We start from the raw sequence: 15,105 nt of genomic DNA on the forward strand, positions 1-15,105 counted from the left end.
GACGGGGTAAAGCATCGATCAAGTCAGCAGCGGGCCCAGCGCCTCAGTAGGCCCCACCCACCGGGTGGCGCGCCACAAAATGGCCCGGCCCCACGGCCACCAGGGGCGCCACCTGCGGGGGGTCGCCCAGGGCGCGGATGGGGCTGGGGATGTCGTCGCTGAGCAGTTCGCGCACGCGGCGCTGGCTGGGGTCGGCCAGGGGCACGGCGGCCATCAGTCGGCGCGTGTAGGCGTGCTGCGGGTTCTCGAACACGGCGCGGCGCGGGCCGATCTCCACGATCTGGCCCAGGTACATCACGGCCACGCGGTGGCTGATGCGCTCGACCACCGCCATGTCGTGCGAGATGAACAAGAACGCGATGCCGAACTCCTGCTGCAAATCCAGCAGCAGGTTGATGATTTGCGCGCGGATCGACACGTCCAGCGCCGACACCGCCTCGTCCGCGATCACCACCTTGGGGTTGAGCGCCAGGGCGCGCGCGATCGCAATGCGCTGGCGTTGCCCGCCGGAGAACTCATGCGGGTAGCGGTGCGCGGCCTCGGGCGGCAGGCCCACTTTCTGCAGCAGCCACTGCACGCGCTGCTGGGCCTCGTCGCGCGTGGCCAGGCCGTGCAGCAAGATGGGCTCCATGACGGAAAAGCCCACCGTCAGGCGCGGGTCCAGCGAGGCAAACGGGTCCTGGAAGACAAACTGGATGTCGCGCCGCAGCGCCTGCAAGGCCTGACCCTCCAGGCCGGCGATGTCGCGCCCCGCCACCTGCACGCGGCCCGCGTCAAAGGCCAGCAAACGCGCCAGCGATCGCCCGGTGGTGGACTTGCCACACCCCGACTCACCGACCAGCGACAGGGTCTCGCCCGCCTGCAGCGAGAAGTTGAGCTGCTCCACCGCATGCACCTGGCGCGTGACCCGGCCCAGCCAGCCGCCACGCAGCGGGAAACGGGTCACCAGGCCTTCCACCTGCAGCACCGGGGGCTCGTTGTGGCGCACCGTGTCGCTCACGCCCAGGGCGGCCACCTGGTCGTCCTGGCCACCCGCCTGGGACGGCAGGGCAAAGCGCGCCGGCAGGTCGCGGCCCTGCATGGCGCCCAGGCGCGGCACGGCGGCCATCAGGGCGCGGGTGTAGGGCTGCTGAGGGCGCGCAAACAGGTCGCGGCAGTCGCCGTCTTCGACCTTGTCACCGCGGTACATGACCAGCACGCGGTCGGCCACTTCGGCCACCACGCCCATGTCGTGGGTGATGAAGATCACGCCCATGGCCAGCTCGCGCTGCAGCTGCTGGATAAGGGTCAGGATCTGGGCCTGGATGGTCACGTCGAGCGCGGTGGTGGGCTCGTCGGCAATCAACAAGGCCGGTTTGCAGGCCAGGGCCATGGCGATCATCACGCGCTGGCGCATGCCGCCCGAGAGCTGGTGCGGGTGCCGGGTCAGCACGTTCCTGGCCTCGGGGATGCGCACCAGGTCCAGCATGCGCAGGGCCTCGGCCAGCGCGGCGCGGCGGCCCAGGCCCTGGTGCAGGCGAATGGATTCGGCGATCTGCTCGCCCACGGTGAAGACCGGGTTCAGGCTGGTCATGGGCTCCTGGAACACCATGGCCAGGTCGGCGCCGCGCAAAGCGCGCATCTGGCGCGCGCTGGCCTGGGCCAGGTCGACGCGCTCGCCGTTGCGCCGGGTCAGCCACATCTGGCCGCGGTCGATCTGGCCGCCGCCTTGCTCGACCAGGCGCATCAGCGCCAGCGAGGACACCGACTTGCCTGAGCCCGACTCGCCCACGATGGCCAGGGTCTCGCCCGCGTCGACGTGGAAGTTCAAGCCCTTGACGGCCTGCAGCCGGCCCTGCTCGGTGGCAAAGCTCACGCGCAGGTCCTGCACCTCGAGCACGCGGCGCGGCGCGGTGGGGGCGGTGTTCATGCCTGGCTCCGATCGTCTTCGTCAGCGTAAATGGCCACCACCGGGGCCTGGCCCGGTCGGGCCCAACCCCGGTACATGCCCTCGGTGTTGAAGGGCAAGGCGATCTGGCCCTGCGCGTCCACCGCCACCAGACCGCCGCGCCCGCCCAGCGGGGGCAGCTTGTCCATCACCACGCGGCGCGTGGCCTCGTGCAGCGTCAGGCCCGCGTACTCGACCAGGGCCGACACGTCGTAGGCCGCCAGGCCGCGCATGAAGGCCTCGCCCATGCCGGTGCAGGACACGGCCACGGTGCGGTCATTGGCGTAGTTGCCCGCGCCCACCAGAGGCGAGTCCCCGACCCGACCCGGCAGCTTGTTGGTCACGCCGCCGGTGCTGGTGGCCGCCGCCAGGTGGCCCTGCAGATCCAGCGCCACCGCGCCCACCGTGCCGAACTTGGCGCGCTCGTCCAGCGGTGCCGGGGGCTGGGCCGCCAGCTGGGTTTGCGCGTCGTGGTCCAGCGTGGCGCCCGACTGCGCGGCCTGCACGGTGCGCAGCTGGGCCAGGCGTTCGGGGGTGTCGAACCAGTCGGGGGCCACGGCCTCGCAGCCGCGCGCCAAGGCAAAGTGCTCGGCCCCCTCGCCGATCAACAGCACCGGCGCACCCGCGGCCAGCACGGCGCGGGCCGCCAGCACCGGGTTGCGCAAGCGGGTCACGCCCGCCACGGCGCCAGCGGCCAGGTCGCTGCCGCGCATCACGCAGGCGTCCAGCTCATGGCGCGCGTCGGCGGTGTAGACCGCGCCGCGCCCGGCATTGAACAAGGGACATTCCTCGAGCAAGCGCACGGCTTCGGTCACCACGTCCAGGGCGTCGGCGCCCTGGGCCAGCAGGGCTTGGGCGGCCAGCAGGATGTCGTTCAGGGCGCTGCGGTAGCGCGCCTGCTGCTCGGGGGTGATGGCGCTGCGGGTCAGGGTGCCGGCGCCGCCGTGCAGGGCGATCACCGGGCCGCGCTGGCCGGTCGGGGCAGAGGGCATGGAGGAAACGGACAAGCTCATGGACGGGTGCAAACCTTCAGGGGGCCGGCTCGCCCTGGGGCGGCGGCGGGTTGGATCGGGGGGCCTCGCCCGGGGCGGGGCTGAGGCGGCGGCGGCGCGCTGCCGGCGGGGCCGACGCCACCTCCAGGTGCAGCCAGGGCATGACGCTGTGGGCCAGCTCGCGTTGGCGCTCCACCGCGCCTTCCGTGCGCCGCGCCACCGCGGCCACCAGGGCCTCGACCAGGGCCAGGGCGGTGGCGTTGGACGTGGCGGCCATCTGGCGTTGGGTGTGGGCGTACAGCACCACGTCGGCCAGGGGGACCAGGGGCGACGCGGGCTTGTCGGTCAGGGCCAGCACCTTCATGCCGCGCTCGCGCGCCAGGCGGGTGAGTTCAATCGAGTCTTCCACATAGCGCGGAAAGGCCATCACGATCAGCAAATCGGCCGGGCCACGGCGGAACAGCTGGCGCGCCGCGTGCGAGGGCCCGCCGGCCTGGGCCAGGCAACCGGCCAGGGCGCAATAAGGCTCCAGCTCGTGCTGCAGCAGGCCGGCCAAAAACGCGCTGCTGCCCCAACCCAGGCTCAGCACCTGCTCGGCCCCCAGGATCAGCTCGACTGCCGCTTCGCAGGCCGGGCTTTGCAGGGCCTGCAGGGTGCGCTCCAGGTTGTCGCGCGTCTCTTGCAGCGAGGCGGCCATGGTCTCGGCCGTGCTGGCGGCCTGCGCCAGGTTGGAGCGCAAGGCCTCGACCGGCGCCAGGATGGACTCAAAGCCACGCGCCAGCTCGGCGCGGAACTGCGGGTAGCCGGCAAAGCCCAGCGCGCGGGCCAGGCGGTTGGCCGTGGCCACCGAGACCTCGACCTCGCGGGCGAACTCTTCAATGCTCAGGGTGGCGGCCCGAAACGGGTGCGCCAGCACCGCCCGCGCCATGCGCTGCAGCGCGGCCGGCAGGCTGGGCGCCTGGGTGGCCACCAACTGCAAGACCGGCAGGCCAGCAAAGCGGCCAGCCCAGTCTGCGGCGGGTTCAAAAGGGTGCATGAAAGGATCTTTTCAGAGAAGTGCGGGACTGTAAAGCAATTTACAGGCCCGCTGTGCCAGGGTTTGCCTGGGGCGGACGGCGGGCGCGCTGTGCAGCGCCAGCGCCCAAAGCCAAACGCCCCACGAGGGGGCGTTTGGCAGGCAAAAGGCCCGCGATGGGCCAGGCGGATCGGGGAGTGTCAGCCGATGGTCATCAGGCTGGCATTGCCGCCCGCGGCCGCGGTGTTGACGCTCAGGGCGCGCTCGATCAGCAGGCGCTCCAACGGCACCCGGGCATCGCCGGGGCGCAGCGCGGTCACGCCCACGATGGGGCCAGGGCGACCCGCCAGGCGGGCGCAGACGGCGCGCAAGGCCTCGGGCTCACCGTGGTGCAGCACGGCGTCAAACGCCAGCTGCGCCTGGGTCCAGTCGGTGCACAAGGTGATGCGGGCTTGCACCGCTTCGGGCAAGCGTGCGCGCTGGGCCTCAGCGGCCACCGGCCAGACGGCCTGGCTGCCCACGGCCAGCACGGCCGCCAGTTGCAGCAGGCGGTCGGCGTCGCTGTCGGCCAGGCACAGCACGGCCTCGCGCGGCAGCCAGGTGTAGAGGTTGCGCTCACCGGTGGGGCCGCGCAGCACGCGCGAGCAGCCGCTGTGCGACAGCGCGCCCAGCCGATTGCAGGCCTGGGCCAAGGCGCTGCGGCCCTGGTCCGTGGCCCACTGCTGCAAAGCAGCCAGCGGGCTGCCCGGGCCGACCGGGCGGTCGCCGCCGCCAGCTTCGCCCTCCTGGACAAAGGTGCGGGCCGGGCCGTCATCGGGGCGACTGGCCAGCAGGCGGTACAGGTACAGCGGGCCGCCGGCCTTGGGGCCGGTGCCCGAGAGGCCTTCGCCGCCAAAGGGCTGCACGCCGACCACGGCGCCGACCATGTTGCGGTTCACGTACACATTGCCGGCGTGGGCGTGGCCGACCACGCGGGCGATGGTCTCGTCGATGCGGGTGTGCAGGCCCAGGGTCAGGCCGTAGCCGGTGGCGTTGATCTGGTCGAGCAGGGCCGGCAGGTCCTGGCGGCGGTAGCGCACCAGGTGCAGCACGGGGCCGAAGACTTCGCGCTCCAGCTCGGCCAGGCTGTCCAGCTCGATCAGCGTCGGTGCCACGAAAGTGCCTTGCTGGGTCGCCTGGGCCGGGCCCACGCCGGCTTGCTGGTAGACGCGCCGGCCGCGCTGGCGCAGGGTGTCGATGTGTCGCTGGATGTTGGACTGGGCTTCGGCGTCGATCACCGGGCCCACGTCCACCGCCAGCTCGTCGGGGCGGCCCAGGCGCAACTCGGCCATGGCACCTTGCAGCATCTCGATCACGCGCTCGGCGGCTTCTTCTTGCACGCACAGCACGCGCAGGGCCGAGCAACGCTGGCCCGCGCTGTCAAAGGCCGAGGCCACCACGTCGCTGACCACCTGCTCGACCAGGGCCGAGGAGTCCACGATCATGGCATTTTGCCCGCCGGTCTCGGCGATCAGGGGCACGGGCTGGCCACTGGCGCCGAGGCGACCGGCCAGGTTCTTTTGCAGCAGGCGCGCCACCTCGGTGGAGCCGGTGAACATGACCGCTTGCACGCGGTCGTCGGCCACCAGCTGGGCGCCCACGGTCTCACCGGGGCCGGGCAGGAGCTGCACCGCCGCGCGCGGCACGCCGGCCTGCCACAGCAGGCGCACGGCCTCGGCCGCGACCAGCGGGGTTTGCTCGGCGGGCTTGGCCAACACGGGGTTGCCCGCGGCCAGGGCGGCAGCCACCTGGCCGGCGAAGATCGCCAGCGGGAAGTTCCACGGGCTGATGCAGACCACCGGGCCCAGGGCGCTGTGGCCGGGTTGGCTGAAATCGCGCCGCGCCTGGGCGGCGTAAAAGCGCAGGAAGTCGACCGCCTCGCGCACCTCGGCGATGGCGTTGGCGCAGGTCTTGCCGGCCTCGCGGATGAGCAGGCCCATCAGGGGTTGCAGCGCGTCTTCCATCAAGTCAGCGGCGCGCTCCAGCACGGTGGCGCGATCGGCGGGTGGGGTGGCGGCCCAGGCCGCCGCCTGCTCACTGGCGGCGGCCACGGCGCTGGCCACGTCGGCGGTGCTGGCGTCTTGCACCAGGCCCACCAGGTCGCGCACATCGGCGGGGTTGCTGAGCGGGCGGGCCAGGCCGGGGGCGGCGTCCTGCGCCAGCAGCGGGCCGGCCTGCCAGGGCTGCTCAGCGCTTTGCTGCAGCTGCTGCAGCAAGGCCTGCAGGTGCTGGTCGTTGGCCAGGTCCAGGCCGCGCGAGTTCAGGCGCGCCGTGCCGTACAGCTCGCGGGGCAAGGGGATGGCCGGGTGCGGCAGGCCCAGCGTGCCTTCACGCTCAGCCATTTGCTCGACCGCTTCGACCGGGTCTTGCACCAGGTCTTCCAGGGCCAGGCTGTGGTCGGCGATGCGGTTCACAAACGAGGTGTTGGCGCCGTTTTCGAGCAGGCGGCGCACCAGGTAGGCGAGCAGGGTTTCGTGCGTGCCGACCGGGGCGTAGATGCGGCAGGGGCGACCCAGCTTGCCGGCAGCCACCGCGCCCACCACCTGCTCGTACAGGGGCTCGCCCATGCCGTGCAGGCACTGGAATTCGTACTGAGCGCTGTGGTACGTGTCCGGGTTGGCCATCTGGTAGATGGCGGCCAGGGTGTGGGCGTTGTGGGTGGCGAACTGCGGGTAGACCGCCTCCGGCGCAGCCAGCAGCTTGCGCGCGCAGGCCAGGTAGGACACGTCGGTGTAGGCCTTGCGGGTGTAGACCGGGTAGCCGTCCAGGCCGTCGATCTGGGCGCGCTTGATCTCGCTGTCCCAGTAGGCGCCCTTGACCAGGCGCACCATCAGGCGGTGGCCGCTGCGGCGCGCCAGGTCCAGCACCTGGTCAATCACAAAGGGACAGCGCTTCTGGTAGGCCTGGATGACGAAGCCAATGCCGTTCCAGCCAGCCAGGGCGGGCTCGAAGCAGAGCTTTTCGAGCAAGTCCAAGGACAGCTCCAGGCGGTCGGCTTCTTCGGCGTCGATGTTCAGGCCGATGTCGTGGCGGCGCGCCTGCAAGGCCAGGCGCAGCAGCACCGGGTACAGCTCGCCCATCACACGCGACACCTGGGCGCGCTGGTAGCGCGGGTGCAGGGCCGAGAGCTTGATGGAGATGCCCGGGCCTTCGTAAATGCCGCGCCCGGCCGAGGCCTGGCCGATGGCGTCGATGGCCTGCTCGTAGTCGCGCAGGTAGCGCTGCGCGTCGTGGGTGGTGAGCGCCGCCTCGCCCAGCATGTCGTAGGAATAGCGAAAGCCCTGGGCCTCCAGCGGGCGCGCATTGACCAGGGCCTGGCCAATGGTTTCACCGGTGACGAACTGCTCGCCCATCATTCGCATGGCCATGTCCACGCCCTTGCGGATCAGGGGCTCGCCGCCCTTCGCGGTCAGGCGCCCCAGGGCCGAGCCCAGGCCGCTTTCGCTGTGCGTGGCGACCAGCTTGCCCGTCAGCAACAGGCCCCAGGTGGCGGCGTTGACGAACAGCGAGGGGCTCTTGCCCAGGTGGGTGGCCCACTGGCCGTTGGCGATCTTGTCGCGGATCAGGGCGTCGCGCGTGGCCGCGTCAGGGATGCGCAGCAAGGCCTCGGCCAGGCACATCAGGGCCACGCCTTCTTGCGAGGACAGGGCGTATTCCTGCAACAGCCCTTGCACGATGCCGGCGCGCCCACCCGCCCGCTTGCGCTCGCGCAGCTGGTGCGCCAGGTGCTGCGCCAGTTGCTGGGTGGCCTGGGCCAAGGGCTGCGGCAAGCGCGCCTGCGGCAGCAGGTCGGCCAGGGCCTCAGGCTCGGGCCGGCGCCAGGCCGACGTGATGGCCGCGCGCAGCGGGGTAGCCGGGTTCAGGCCGGGGGTGAAACGCGCAAAAGGCAGGTCGGTGGGGGGCAAGGCAGACATGGCGAGGCTTCCAGAAATTCAGACAATGCCGCTATCTTCCGAGGGATGAATCCGAATAACTGTTTGTATTTTGGAAAATCAACCGAACAAATCACCAAGCAAAACCCCAAACCACCCGGTCCCGACCCGGTTTTGTGCCACCGCGCCAGCGGGCGCGCGCCGTGCGTCGCACAATGGGCCGCATGAAAGCACTCCAAGACATTGCCCTGTCCATGCTCGACCTGGTGGCGGTGCGCGAAGGCGGCACCGTGGCCGGCGCGCTGGCCCTGGCACTGCGCACTGCGCAGCACGCCGAAAGCCTGGGCTTCAAACGCTACTGGCTGGCGGAACACCACAACATGAATGGCATTGCCAGCTCGGCCACCGCCGTGCTGGTGGGCCACATCGCGGGCGGCACCCAGCGCATCCGCGTCGGCTCGGGCGGGGTGATGCTGCCCAACCACGCGCCCCTGGTGGTGGCCGAAGCCTTTGGCACCCTGGCCGAGTTGTACCCCGGGCGCATCGACCTGGGCCTGGGCCGCGCGCCGGGCACCGACGGGCCGACCATGCGCGCCCTGCGCCGCGACCGGGTGGAGACCGAAGAAGACTTTCCGCGCGACGTGGCCGAGCTGCAGCGCCTGCTGGGCCCCGCCCAGCCAGGCCAGCGCCTGATCGCCATGCCGGGCGCGGGCACCAACGTGCCGATCTGGCTGCTGGGCTCGAGCCTGTTCTCGGCCCAGTTGGCGGCCGAGCGCGGCCTGCCCTATGCGTTTGCCTCGCACTTTGCGCCGCGCCAGCTGCTGCAGGCCATTGGCCTGTACCGGCGCTTGTTCAAGCCCTCGCCCACACTGGCCAAACCCTATGTGGTGGTCGGTGTGCCGCTGATTGCGGCCCCGACCGACGACGAGGCCGAATTCCTGGCCAGCAGCACCTACCAGCGCGTGCTGGGCATCCTGACGGGCGATCGGCGCCGCCTGCAGCCCCCGGTGGCGAACTACCGCGCCCAGTTGCACCCACAGGAGCGGGCCGCGATTGACGACTTCCTGGCCGCCGCCGTGGTGGGCGGGCCGGACACGGTGCACGCCGGCCTGAGCCGCCTGGCCGAGCTGACCGAGGCGGACGAGTTCATGCTGGTCAGCGATGTGTATGACGCCGACCTGCGCCTGCGCTCGCTGGAGGTGGCCGCCGCGGCCCTGCGCCGGGCTGAGGCGGTGCCCGCCTGAGCCTCAGCGTCAGGGCGCCCACGGCCCCTGAACGCCGCCATCTCAAGCCTGGGCTTGGCCTGGCGCTCAGCCGCGCCGTGCCTGGCGCGAGCGCATCTGACGCACCATGGCGTCAAAGAACTTCTCGGCAAAACCGTCCTCGCGGATCAGCTGCGCCGTCAGGTCGGCGCAACGCTGGCTGACCGCGCCGGGCAGGGCCACGTTGTCGCCCGCCAGGGCCCCGGCGGCGCACTGGATCTCGGCGGCGCGCTGCACCGTCCAGAGCAGGAAGAAGGTGCGGGCAATGTCCAGCTCGCACACGGCCACGCCGTGGTTGCGCAGCACCAGGATGTGCTTGTCACCCAGACTGCTCAACATGCGCGACTTCTCGTCCGCGAACAGGGTGATGCCCTCGAAGGCGTGGTAACCGACACGGCCCGTGAGCTGGGCGCCGTAGAAGTCGTCGTGGCCGAAGCCCGCGCGCTTCAGGGCGATGGCCGAGACCTCGGTGGTGTGGGTGTGCATGACGCAGTGCACGTCCTCGCGCGCGCCGTGGATGGCGCTGTGCAGCGCAAAGCCAGCGGGGTTGGCGTCGTAGACCGAGGGCTCGACCTTGTGGCCCGCCAGGTCCACCTTGAGCAGGTTGGCCGGCGTGACCTCGTCGTAGTTGAGGCCGAAGGGGTTGACCAGGTAGTGGTCGCTGCCAGGGATGCGCGCGGAGATGTGGTTGAAGATGGTCTCGGTCCAGCCGAAGTAGTCCACCAGGTGGTAGGCGTCGGCGAGCTGGCAGCGCAGTGCCCATTCGCTGTCGCTGCAGTGGGCGGGCTGGAGTTGCTGCGGGGTCGGGGTCAGGTCCATGAAAGCTCCAAAAATGAGAGGGCGAATTGATCGGGAAGGAAGGCGGTCTCAAGCCGCCAGGCGGCTGCGCTCGGCGCCACGCCAGCGCGCCAGGGCCAGCAGGGAGCGCGTGGCGGGGGTGGGCAGTTCGTAGCGCTCGGCGAGTTCGATCACGGCCTCGCCGATGGCGGCCAGCTCCAGCGGGCGGCCGCGCTCGTAGTCCTGCAGCATGGAGGTGCGCACCGCCCCCATGCCTGCGCCCAGGCGCAGGAACTCCTGCGGATCGAAGTCCAGGCGAGCGCCGTAGGCGCAGGCGGTGAGCATGACCTCGTGCATCACCTGGCGCACGGTGGCCAGCAGCGCGGGCTGGGTGTAGATCTCCTCCAGCGTGGCGCCGGTGACCACCGACAGCGGGTTGGAGGTGAGGTTGGCCATGACCTTGGTCCACAGCTTGTCGCGGATGCGTTCCAGGGCGCGTGCCTCGATGCCGGCGCCGGACAGCAGCTCGCGCAGCCACAGCAGGCGCGGGCTCATGGCGCCCGAGGGCTCGCCCAACATCATCAGGTGCGGGGTGCGCGACAGCACCTGGGCGGGCGCGCTGAGCTCGGCGGTGATGAAGACCACCGCGCCGATGACCTGGTCCAGGGGCAGCAGGCGCGGCAGCACGCCTTGTGGGTCGACCGCGCGCACGCTCTGGCCGTCAAAGCGACCGCCCGCGCGGTGGAAGTACCAAAACGGCACGCCATTGGGCGTGGGCACGATCACCGTGTTCGGGCCGATCAAGGGGCCCACGCTGGCGGCCAGGTCCGGCAGGTCCTGCGACTTGCTGCACAGGAACAGCAGGTCTTGCACGCCAAACACTGGGGCAGCGTCGGCCTGCACGGTAGCGTGGGTGCAGCCATTCAAGTCGTCCAGCCGCAGGCCCTGCTCGCGCACTGCACGCAAGGTGTTGCCACGCGCCAGCAGGCTGACCTGGTGGCCGGCCGCCGCCAGGCGTGTGGCCAGGGTGCAGCCGATGGCGCCAGCGCCCGCGATGGTGATGCGGGCCCGGGCAGGGAAAGGACCGGGAAAAGAGGTGGCCAAAGCCGGTTCCAGCAGGCTCATGGCTCAGGCCGCCACACCCAGCGGGTGGTAATGGCGGTTGAAGTAGGCCAGGCCCCGCGCCGGCGCGTTGTCGTTGCGCTGGCGGATGTCGCGCAGCTCGACATAGAAGATGCTGTGCGTGCCCACCTCGTGGGTGGCGACGATCTGGCCATCGAAGTTGACCAGCGCGTCCTCGAAGGCGGGCGAGCCGGTTTGCAAGCGCTGCCAGTAGGCGCGCTCAAAGCGCTGCGGCATGCTCAAGGCCCGGTCCGCGAAGGCCGCCGACAGCGGCTGCTGCGCCGCGCTCAGCACGTTGACACAGAGCACCCCGTTGCCGGCAAAAAACGGGTGCGCGTAGGAGTTGCGGTTCATGCACACCAGCAAGGTGGGGGGCTGGTCGGTGACGCTGCAGACCGCCGACGCGGTGAAGCCCGCCAGGCCGGCCGGGCCGTCGGTGGTGATGATGGTGACGGCACCGGTCAGCAAGGACATGCCGTCGCGGAATTGTTGAAGAGGCACCATGGTGGGCTCCTGAATTGAGGTGGATGGGGCAGTGGGGAAGGCAGCGTCGCCGGGGCTCAGAGGTCCAGCACCAGGCGCGCCGAACGGGCGCGCGAGCAGCACACCAGGACCTGGTCGTTGGCGGCTTTTTCCTCGTCGGTGAAGTAGGCGTCGCGGTGCTCCGGCTCGCCCTCGATCACATCGCAGGCACAGGTGCCGCACACGCCTTGTTCGCACGACAAGGTGATGCGCACGCCAACGCTGTGCAAAGCCTCGGCCATGCTCTGACCCGGCGCCACGGTGACGGTTTTGCCGCTGCGCCGGGCCACCAGCTCAAAGGGCGCGTCGCCCGCGGCATGGGCCGGCACGGCGGCACCGAAGTACTCGCGGTGGATCTGCGCCTCGGCGAGGCCCGCGCTGCGCGCCTCGGCCATGACCCAGTCCATGAAGCCGGTGGGGCCGCACACATAGAGGTGGGTGCCGGCCACGGCGCCGGCCAGCAGCGCGGCGGGTTGCAGGCGCTGGGCGGGCTCGGCATCGTCAAAGTGCAGCTGCACGCGTTCGGCCCAAGGGGCGCGGGCCAGCTCGTCCAGGAAGGCGCACTGGCTGCGCGAGCGGGCGCAGTAGTGCAGCTCGAACGAGGCGCCGCTGGCGTGCAGCGCCCAGGCCATGGCGATCATCGGCGTGATGCCGATGCCGCCCCCGGCCAGCACGCTGTGCGCGGCACCGGCTTGCAGCGGGAAGTGGTTGCGCGGGCGGCTGATGGTGAGGGCCTGGCCCTCGCTCAACTGCTCGTGCACGGCCACCGAGCCACCGCGCGAAGCCGGGTCGCGCAGCACGCCCAGGCGGTAGCGGCCGGGCTCGCGCGGGTCGCCGCACAGCGAGTACGGGCGCGACAGGCCGCCGGGCAGGTGCAGGTCGATGTGGGCCCCGGCCTCAAAGGGTGGCAGGGCCTGACCAGCCGCGTCGGCCAGCTCCAGCACCAGCACCTGGCCGGCTTGCAGTTCACGGTGCCGCAGCACCACGTGGAGGGTTTCAGAGCTCATGAAGGTGCACTCCCAAAAATCAGCGCATGAAGATGCCGCCGTTGAAGTCCCAGGCCGCGCCGGTGGCGAAGTCGGCTTCGGCGCTGGCCAGCAGCAGCACCATGCGGGCGACGAATTGCGGGTTGCCCAGGCGCTGCACGGGGATGGCCTTGATCAGCGGCTCCAGGCGCTCGGGCGGCACGGCGGCGCGCACCGAGGGCAGCTCCATCGGGCCTGGGGCCACCGCGTTGACGGTGACGCCGCGCGCCGCCAGTTCGCGCGCAAAGATCTTGGTCAGGGTCAGGATGCCGGCCTTGGACGAGGCGTAGTGCGCGCCCGAGGCCGTGCCCCCGTTTTGCCCAGCCAGCGAGGCCAGGTTGATGATGCGGCCGTGGCCGGCTTCGGCCATGGCCGCGCCAAACACCTGGCAGCCCAGGAAGGTGCCGCGCAGGTTGATGCGCAGCACCTGCTCGAACTCCTCCGGGCTGATGCTCATCAGCGGCGTGGTCAACGTGAGCGCGGCGTTGTTGACCAGCACCGAGGGCTGGCCCCAGCGCGCGCGGGTGCTGGCCAGCGCGGCTTCAAAGTCGCTCTTGTGGCTGACGTCCAGCGCCAGGCCCAGCGCCGTCTGGCCGCTGGGGTCGAGCGCGGCGGCGGCGGCCACCGCGGCCTCGGCGTGGCGGTCGCTGAGCACCACGCGGTAGCCGTGGGCGTGCAGCTCGGCCGCGATGATCTGGCCCAGGCCGGCGGCGGCCCCGGTGATCAGGGCGACCGGGGCGATCGACGTGGGGGCGCTCACAGGATGTAGCCGATGCTGGTCAGCGCATCGGAGGAGTTGATCAGGCGCACCACCTTGCTGTGGATGACAAAGCTGTCACCACGGGCTTGCAGCACCCAGGTGACGTCGGCCACATGGCGGCGCAGCGTGTCCTTGCGGAACTCGCTGAGCTCCTGCGCGCCGCGCAGGGTGAGGCGGTCGCCGTCCTGGGCCAGCACGCGCAGGCGCGACACGCTGCGCACGGTGCGCGCGGCGGGGCTGGTGGAGATGGACTCGCCACTGGTCAGGCGCTTGACGCGTTTGACGCGCATCTCGGCGTCGTCGTAAGCGTAGTTCAGGGTGTTGGCAAAGTCGTTGGTGGCCGGGTCGATGGGGATGATGTAGAGGCCGTCGGCGGCCCACAGGGACAGCCAGGCCTCGTAGTCGGCGTGGTCCAGCAGGTCCGCTTCGGTCCAGACAAAAGCGGTGGCGGCGTTCAATAGGTCGAGCTTCATGCGCGGGGTCTCCAGGTTCAGGCGGTCATCAGTTTTTTCCACTCGCGGTAGGCCGCGCGCATGCCGGTTTCGGCGCTCACGTCGCTGGCCCGACCGTCTTCGGTGATGCGTTCACCGGGCAAGCCGCGGTTGAGCAGAATCCACAAGTCCTTGCCGGCCTGCGCGCCCTTTTGCACGCGCTCCCAGGCCTCGGAGTCGTCGGGGGTGCCGAAGCCCATCGGGCCCTGGAAGTGCTCGTGCAGGCGCAGGCGGGCGCGGTTGGCGGCGGCGGGGCCGCCTTGCATGGTCAGCACCGCGTGGTGGATTTCGGTCTCGTTGACCGACATGGGCTGCAGCACCCGGAAGAAGGCCATCGAGCAGGCGATGTTGGGGAAGAGGTTGAGGTTGAAGCCCGAGCCACCAACCGCGCGCACGATGCGGCGCACCTGCTCGTCGCTGTGGCCTTCGGCGGCCAGTTCAGCGGCCAGCTCGGCAAAGCGCTCGGGGATGGGGTCGTCGAGGTGGTCCTCGAGGTCGATCAGCTCGGGGATCATCACCATCACGCTGTGGCCGTTGCCCAGGTCTTCGACAAAGCCGGGGCCGCCCACGAAGTCGAGCATGCGCTCGGTCTGCGCGTCCACCGAGCTCAGGAAGGACTTGTGCACCAGCGGGAAGTGGTAGGCGTCGGTGGTGTTTTCGAGCTGGATCTTCCAGTTGCCCGGGAAGCGGAAGCGGTGTTCGCCGCCGACCTTGATGGGGTAGCCCGCGCCCTGCTTCATGAACAGGTCCATCCACTTGCGCGCCGGGCCCAGGTAGTCGGCCAGGGGCTCGATGTCGTCGCGGAAGGTGGCGAAGATCATGCCGGCGTAGGACTCCACGCGCAGGCCGAACAGCGGGTAGTCGCCCTTGTCCAGGCACTGGCCGTAGCTGTCGGGGCTGGGCACACCGCGCAGCGAGCCGTCGAGCGCGTAGCTCCAGCCGTGGTAGGGGCAGACGAAGCTGGCGGTCTTGCCCTTCTTGTGCTCGCAGACGGTGGCGGCGCGGTGGCGGCAGCGGTTCAGCAGCACATGGATCTGCTGCTTGCGGTCGCGCACCACGATGACGGGTTCGCGGCCCACGAAGTGGGTCTTGAAGCTGCCGGGCTCGGCGACTTCGCTCTCGTGCGCGACCCAGACCCAGGTGTTGCGGAAGATGCGGTCCATCTCCTGCTCGAAGATGGCGGGGTCGGTGTAGAGCGAGGTGTGGGCGCGGTCCTCGCGGACCAGGTCGCCCACCGGGCGCTGAAAGAAGACGGGTTGGACAGGGGCGTTCATGGCGGGTGTCGGAAGTGGGTGGAGGAA

General features: G+C 70.7%; 12 protein-coding genes. 1 reads left to right on the forward strand and 11 read right to left on the reverse strand.

Going from position 1 to position 15,105, the window contains the following annotated elements; all coding sequences use genetic code 11:
* Positions 1 to 43 precede the first annotated feature (43 nt).
* The 4 genes from PSQ39_RS03445 to putA all read right to left on the reverse strand — a co-directional run bounded on the left by PSQ39_RS03445 (position 44) and on the right by putA (position 7,887).
* Positions 44 to 1,909, reverse strand: a complete 1,866-nt coding sequence (locus tag PSQ39_RS03445; RefSeq protein ID WP_273925192.1) for a dipeptide ABC transporter ATP-binding protein — start codon at positions 1,907 to 1,909, stop codon at positions 44 to 46.
* Positions 1,906 to 2,940 (reverse strand): isoaspartyl peptidase/L-asparaginase family protein, encoded by a 1,035-nt coding sequence (locus PSQ39_RS03450; protein WP_273925193.1) that lies wholly within the window; start codon positions 2,938 to 2,940, stop codon positions 1,906 to 1,908. Before PSQ39_RS03450 ends, PSQ39_RS03445 begins: the two co-directional genes overlap by 4 nt.
* A 16-nt stretch (positions 2,941 to 2,956) precedes the next feature.
* Positions 2,957 to 3,955, reverse strand: a complete 999-nt coding sequence (locus PSQ39_RS03455) for a MurR/RpiR family transcriptional regulator (protein WP_273925194.1) — start codon at positions 3,953 to 3,955, stop codon at positions 2,957 to 2,959.
* A 179-nt stretch (positions 3,956 to 4,134) separates the two neighbouring features.
* The gene (putA, locus tag PSQ39_RS03460) at positions 4,135 to 7,887 is read right to left on the reverse strand and encodes a trifunctional transcriptional regulator/proline dehydrogenase/L-glutamate gamma-semialdehyde dehydrogenase (RefSeq protein ID WP_273925195.1); all 3,753 of its coding nucleotides are present in this window, start codon (positions 7,885 to 7,887) and stop codon (positions 4,135 to 4,137) included.
* 173 nt (positions 7,888 to 8,060) lie between these two features.
* Here putA and PSQ39_RS03465 point away from each other — a divergent pair, with 173 nt between their 5' ends.
* Positions 8,061 to 9,089 (forward strand): LLM class flavin-dependent oxidoreductase, encoded by a 1,029-nt coding sequence (locus tag PSQ39_RS03465; protein WP_273925622.1) that lies wholly within the window; start codon positions 8,061 to 8,063, stop codon positions 9,087 to 9,089.
* A gap of 66 nt (positions 9,090 to 9,155) precedes the next feature.
* On the opposite strand, the gene PSQ39_RS03470 is transcribed toward PSQ39_RS03465, so the two are convergent.
* Genes PSQ39_RS03470 through PSQ39_RS03500 form a run of 7 tightly spaced genes read right to left on the reverse strand, consistent with a single transcriptional unit; the run spans position 9,156 to position 15,078 of the window.
* On the reverse strand, positions 9,156 to 9,926 hold the full coding sequence (locus PSQ39_RS03470; RefSeq protein WP_273925196.1) for a class II aldolase/adducin family protein: 771 nt from the start codon (positions 9,924 to 9,926) through the stop codon (positions 9,156 to 9,158).
* Positions 9,927 to 9,974: 48 nt separating this feature from the next.
* Positions 9,975 to 11,009 carry a ketopantoate reductase family protein gene (locus tag PSQ39_RS03475; protein ID WP_273925197.1) on the reverse strand — a complete coding sequence of 345 codons (1,035 nt, stop codon included), beginning with the start codon at positions 11,007 to 11,009 and terminating at the stop codon, positions 9,975 to 9,977.
* A 3-nt stretch (positions 11,010 to 11,012) separates the two neighbouring features.
* Entirely contained in the window at positions 11,013 to 11,510 is a 498-nt protein-coding gene (locus PSQ39_RS03480) for a flavin reductase (protein ID WP_273925198.1), read from the reverse strand.
* Positions 11,511 to 11,566: 56 nt separating this feature from the next.
* Positions 11,567 to 12,535, reverse strand: a complete 969-nt coding sequence (locus PSQ39_RS03485; RefSeq protein ID WP_273925199.1) for a PDR/VanB family oxidoreductase — start codon at positions 12,533 to 12,535, stop codon at positions 11,567 to 11,569.
* 19 nt (positions 12,536 to 12,554) lie between these two features.
* Positions 12,555 to 13,313, reverse strand: coding sequence for an SDR family NAD(P)-dependent oxidoreductase (locus tag PSQ39_RS03490; RefSeq protein ID WP_273925200.1), 759 nt, complete (start codon positions 13,311 to 13,313; stop codon positions 12,555 to 12,557).
* Positions 13,310 to 13,786 carry an aromatic-ring-hydroxylating dioxygenase subunit beta gene (locus PSQ39_RS03495; RefSeq protein ID WP_273925201.1) on the reverse strand — a complete coding sequence of 159 codons (477 nt, stop codon included), beginning with the start codon at positions 13,784 to 13,786 and terminating at the stop codon, positions 13,310 to 13,312. The genes PSQ39_RS03490 and PSQ39_RS03495 overlap by 4 nt, the downstream gene beginning before the upstream one ends.
* A gap of 17 nt (positions 13,787 to 13,803) precedes the next feature.
* Complete coding sequence (locus PSQ39_RS03500) at positions 13,804 to 15,078, reverse strand: aromatic ring-hydroxylating oxygenase subunit alpha (protein ID WP_273925202.1); 1,275 nt, start codon at positions 15,076 to 15,078, stop codon at positions 13,804 to 13,806.
* Positions 15,079 to 15,105 lie beyond the last annotated feature (27 nt).

The organism is Curvibacter microcysteis, assembly GCF_028649455.1.
In the GTDB taxonomy this organism is placed as follows: Bacteria; Pseudomonadota; Gammaproteobacteria; order Burkholderiales; family Burkholderiaceae_C; genus Curvibacter; species Curvibacter microcysteis.

Excerpts from the sequence above, each read along its gene's own strand:
- PSQ39_RS03480 (WP_273925198.1), bottom strand. The coding sequence starts at position 11,510 with ATGGTGCCTCTTCAACAATTCCGCGACGGCATGTCCTTGCTGACCGGT.
- putA (WP_273925195.1), bottom strand. The coding sequence starts at position 7,887 with ATGTCTGCCTTGCCCCCCACCGACCTGCCTTTTGCGCGTTTCACCCCC.
- PSQ39_RS03450 (WP_273925193.1), bottom strand. The coding sequence starts at position 2,940 with ATGAGCTTGTCCGTTTCCTCCATGCCCTCTGCCCCGACCGGCCAGCGC.
- PSQ39_RS03465 (WP_273925622.1), top strand. The coding sequence starts at position 8,061 with ATGGGCCGCATGAAAGCACTCCAAGACATTGCCCTGTCCATGCTCGAC.
- PSQ39_RS03485 (WP_273925199.1), bottom strand. The coding sequence starts at position 12,535 with ATGAGCTCTGAAACCCTCCACGTGGTGCTGCGGCACCGTGAACTGCAA.
- PSQ39_RS03495 (WP_273925201.1), bottom strand. The coding sequence starts at position 13,786 with ATGAAGCTCGACCTATTGAACGCCGCCACCGCTTTTGTCTGGACCGAA.
- PSQ39_RS03470 (WP_273925196.1), bottom strand. The coding sequence starts at position 9,926 with ATGGACCTGACCCCGACCCCGCAGCAACTCCAGCCCGCCCACTGCAGC.
- PSQ39_RS03500 (WP_273925202.1), bottom strand. The coding sequence starts at position 15,078 with ATGAACGCCCCTGTCCAACCCGTCTTCTTTCAGCGCCCGGTGGGCGAC.
- PSQ39_RS03445 (WP_273925192.1), bottom strand. The coding sequence starts at position 1,909 with ATGAACACCGCCCCCACCGCGCCGCGCCGCGTGCTCGAGGTGCAGGAC.
- PSQ39_RS03455 (WP_273925194.1), bottom strand. The coding sequence starts at position 3,955 with ATGCACCCTTTTGAACCCGCCGCAGACTGGGCTGGCCGCTTTGCTGGC.
- PSQ39_RS03475 (WP_273925197.1), bottom strand. The coding sequence starts at position 11,009 with ATGAGCCTGCTGGAACCGGCTTTGGCCACCTCTTTTCCCGGTCCTTTC.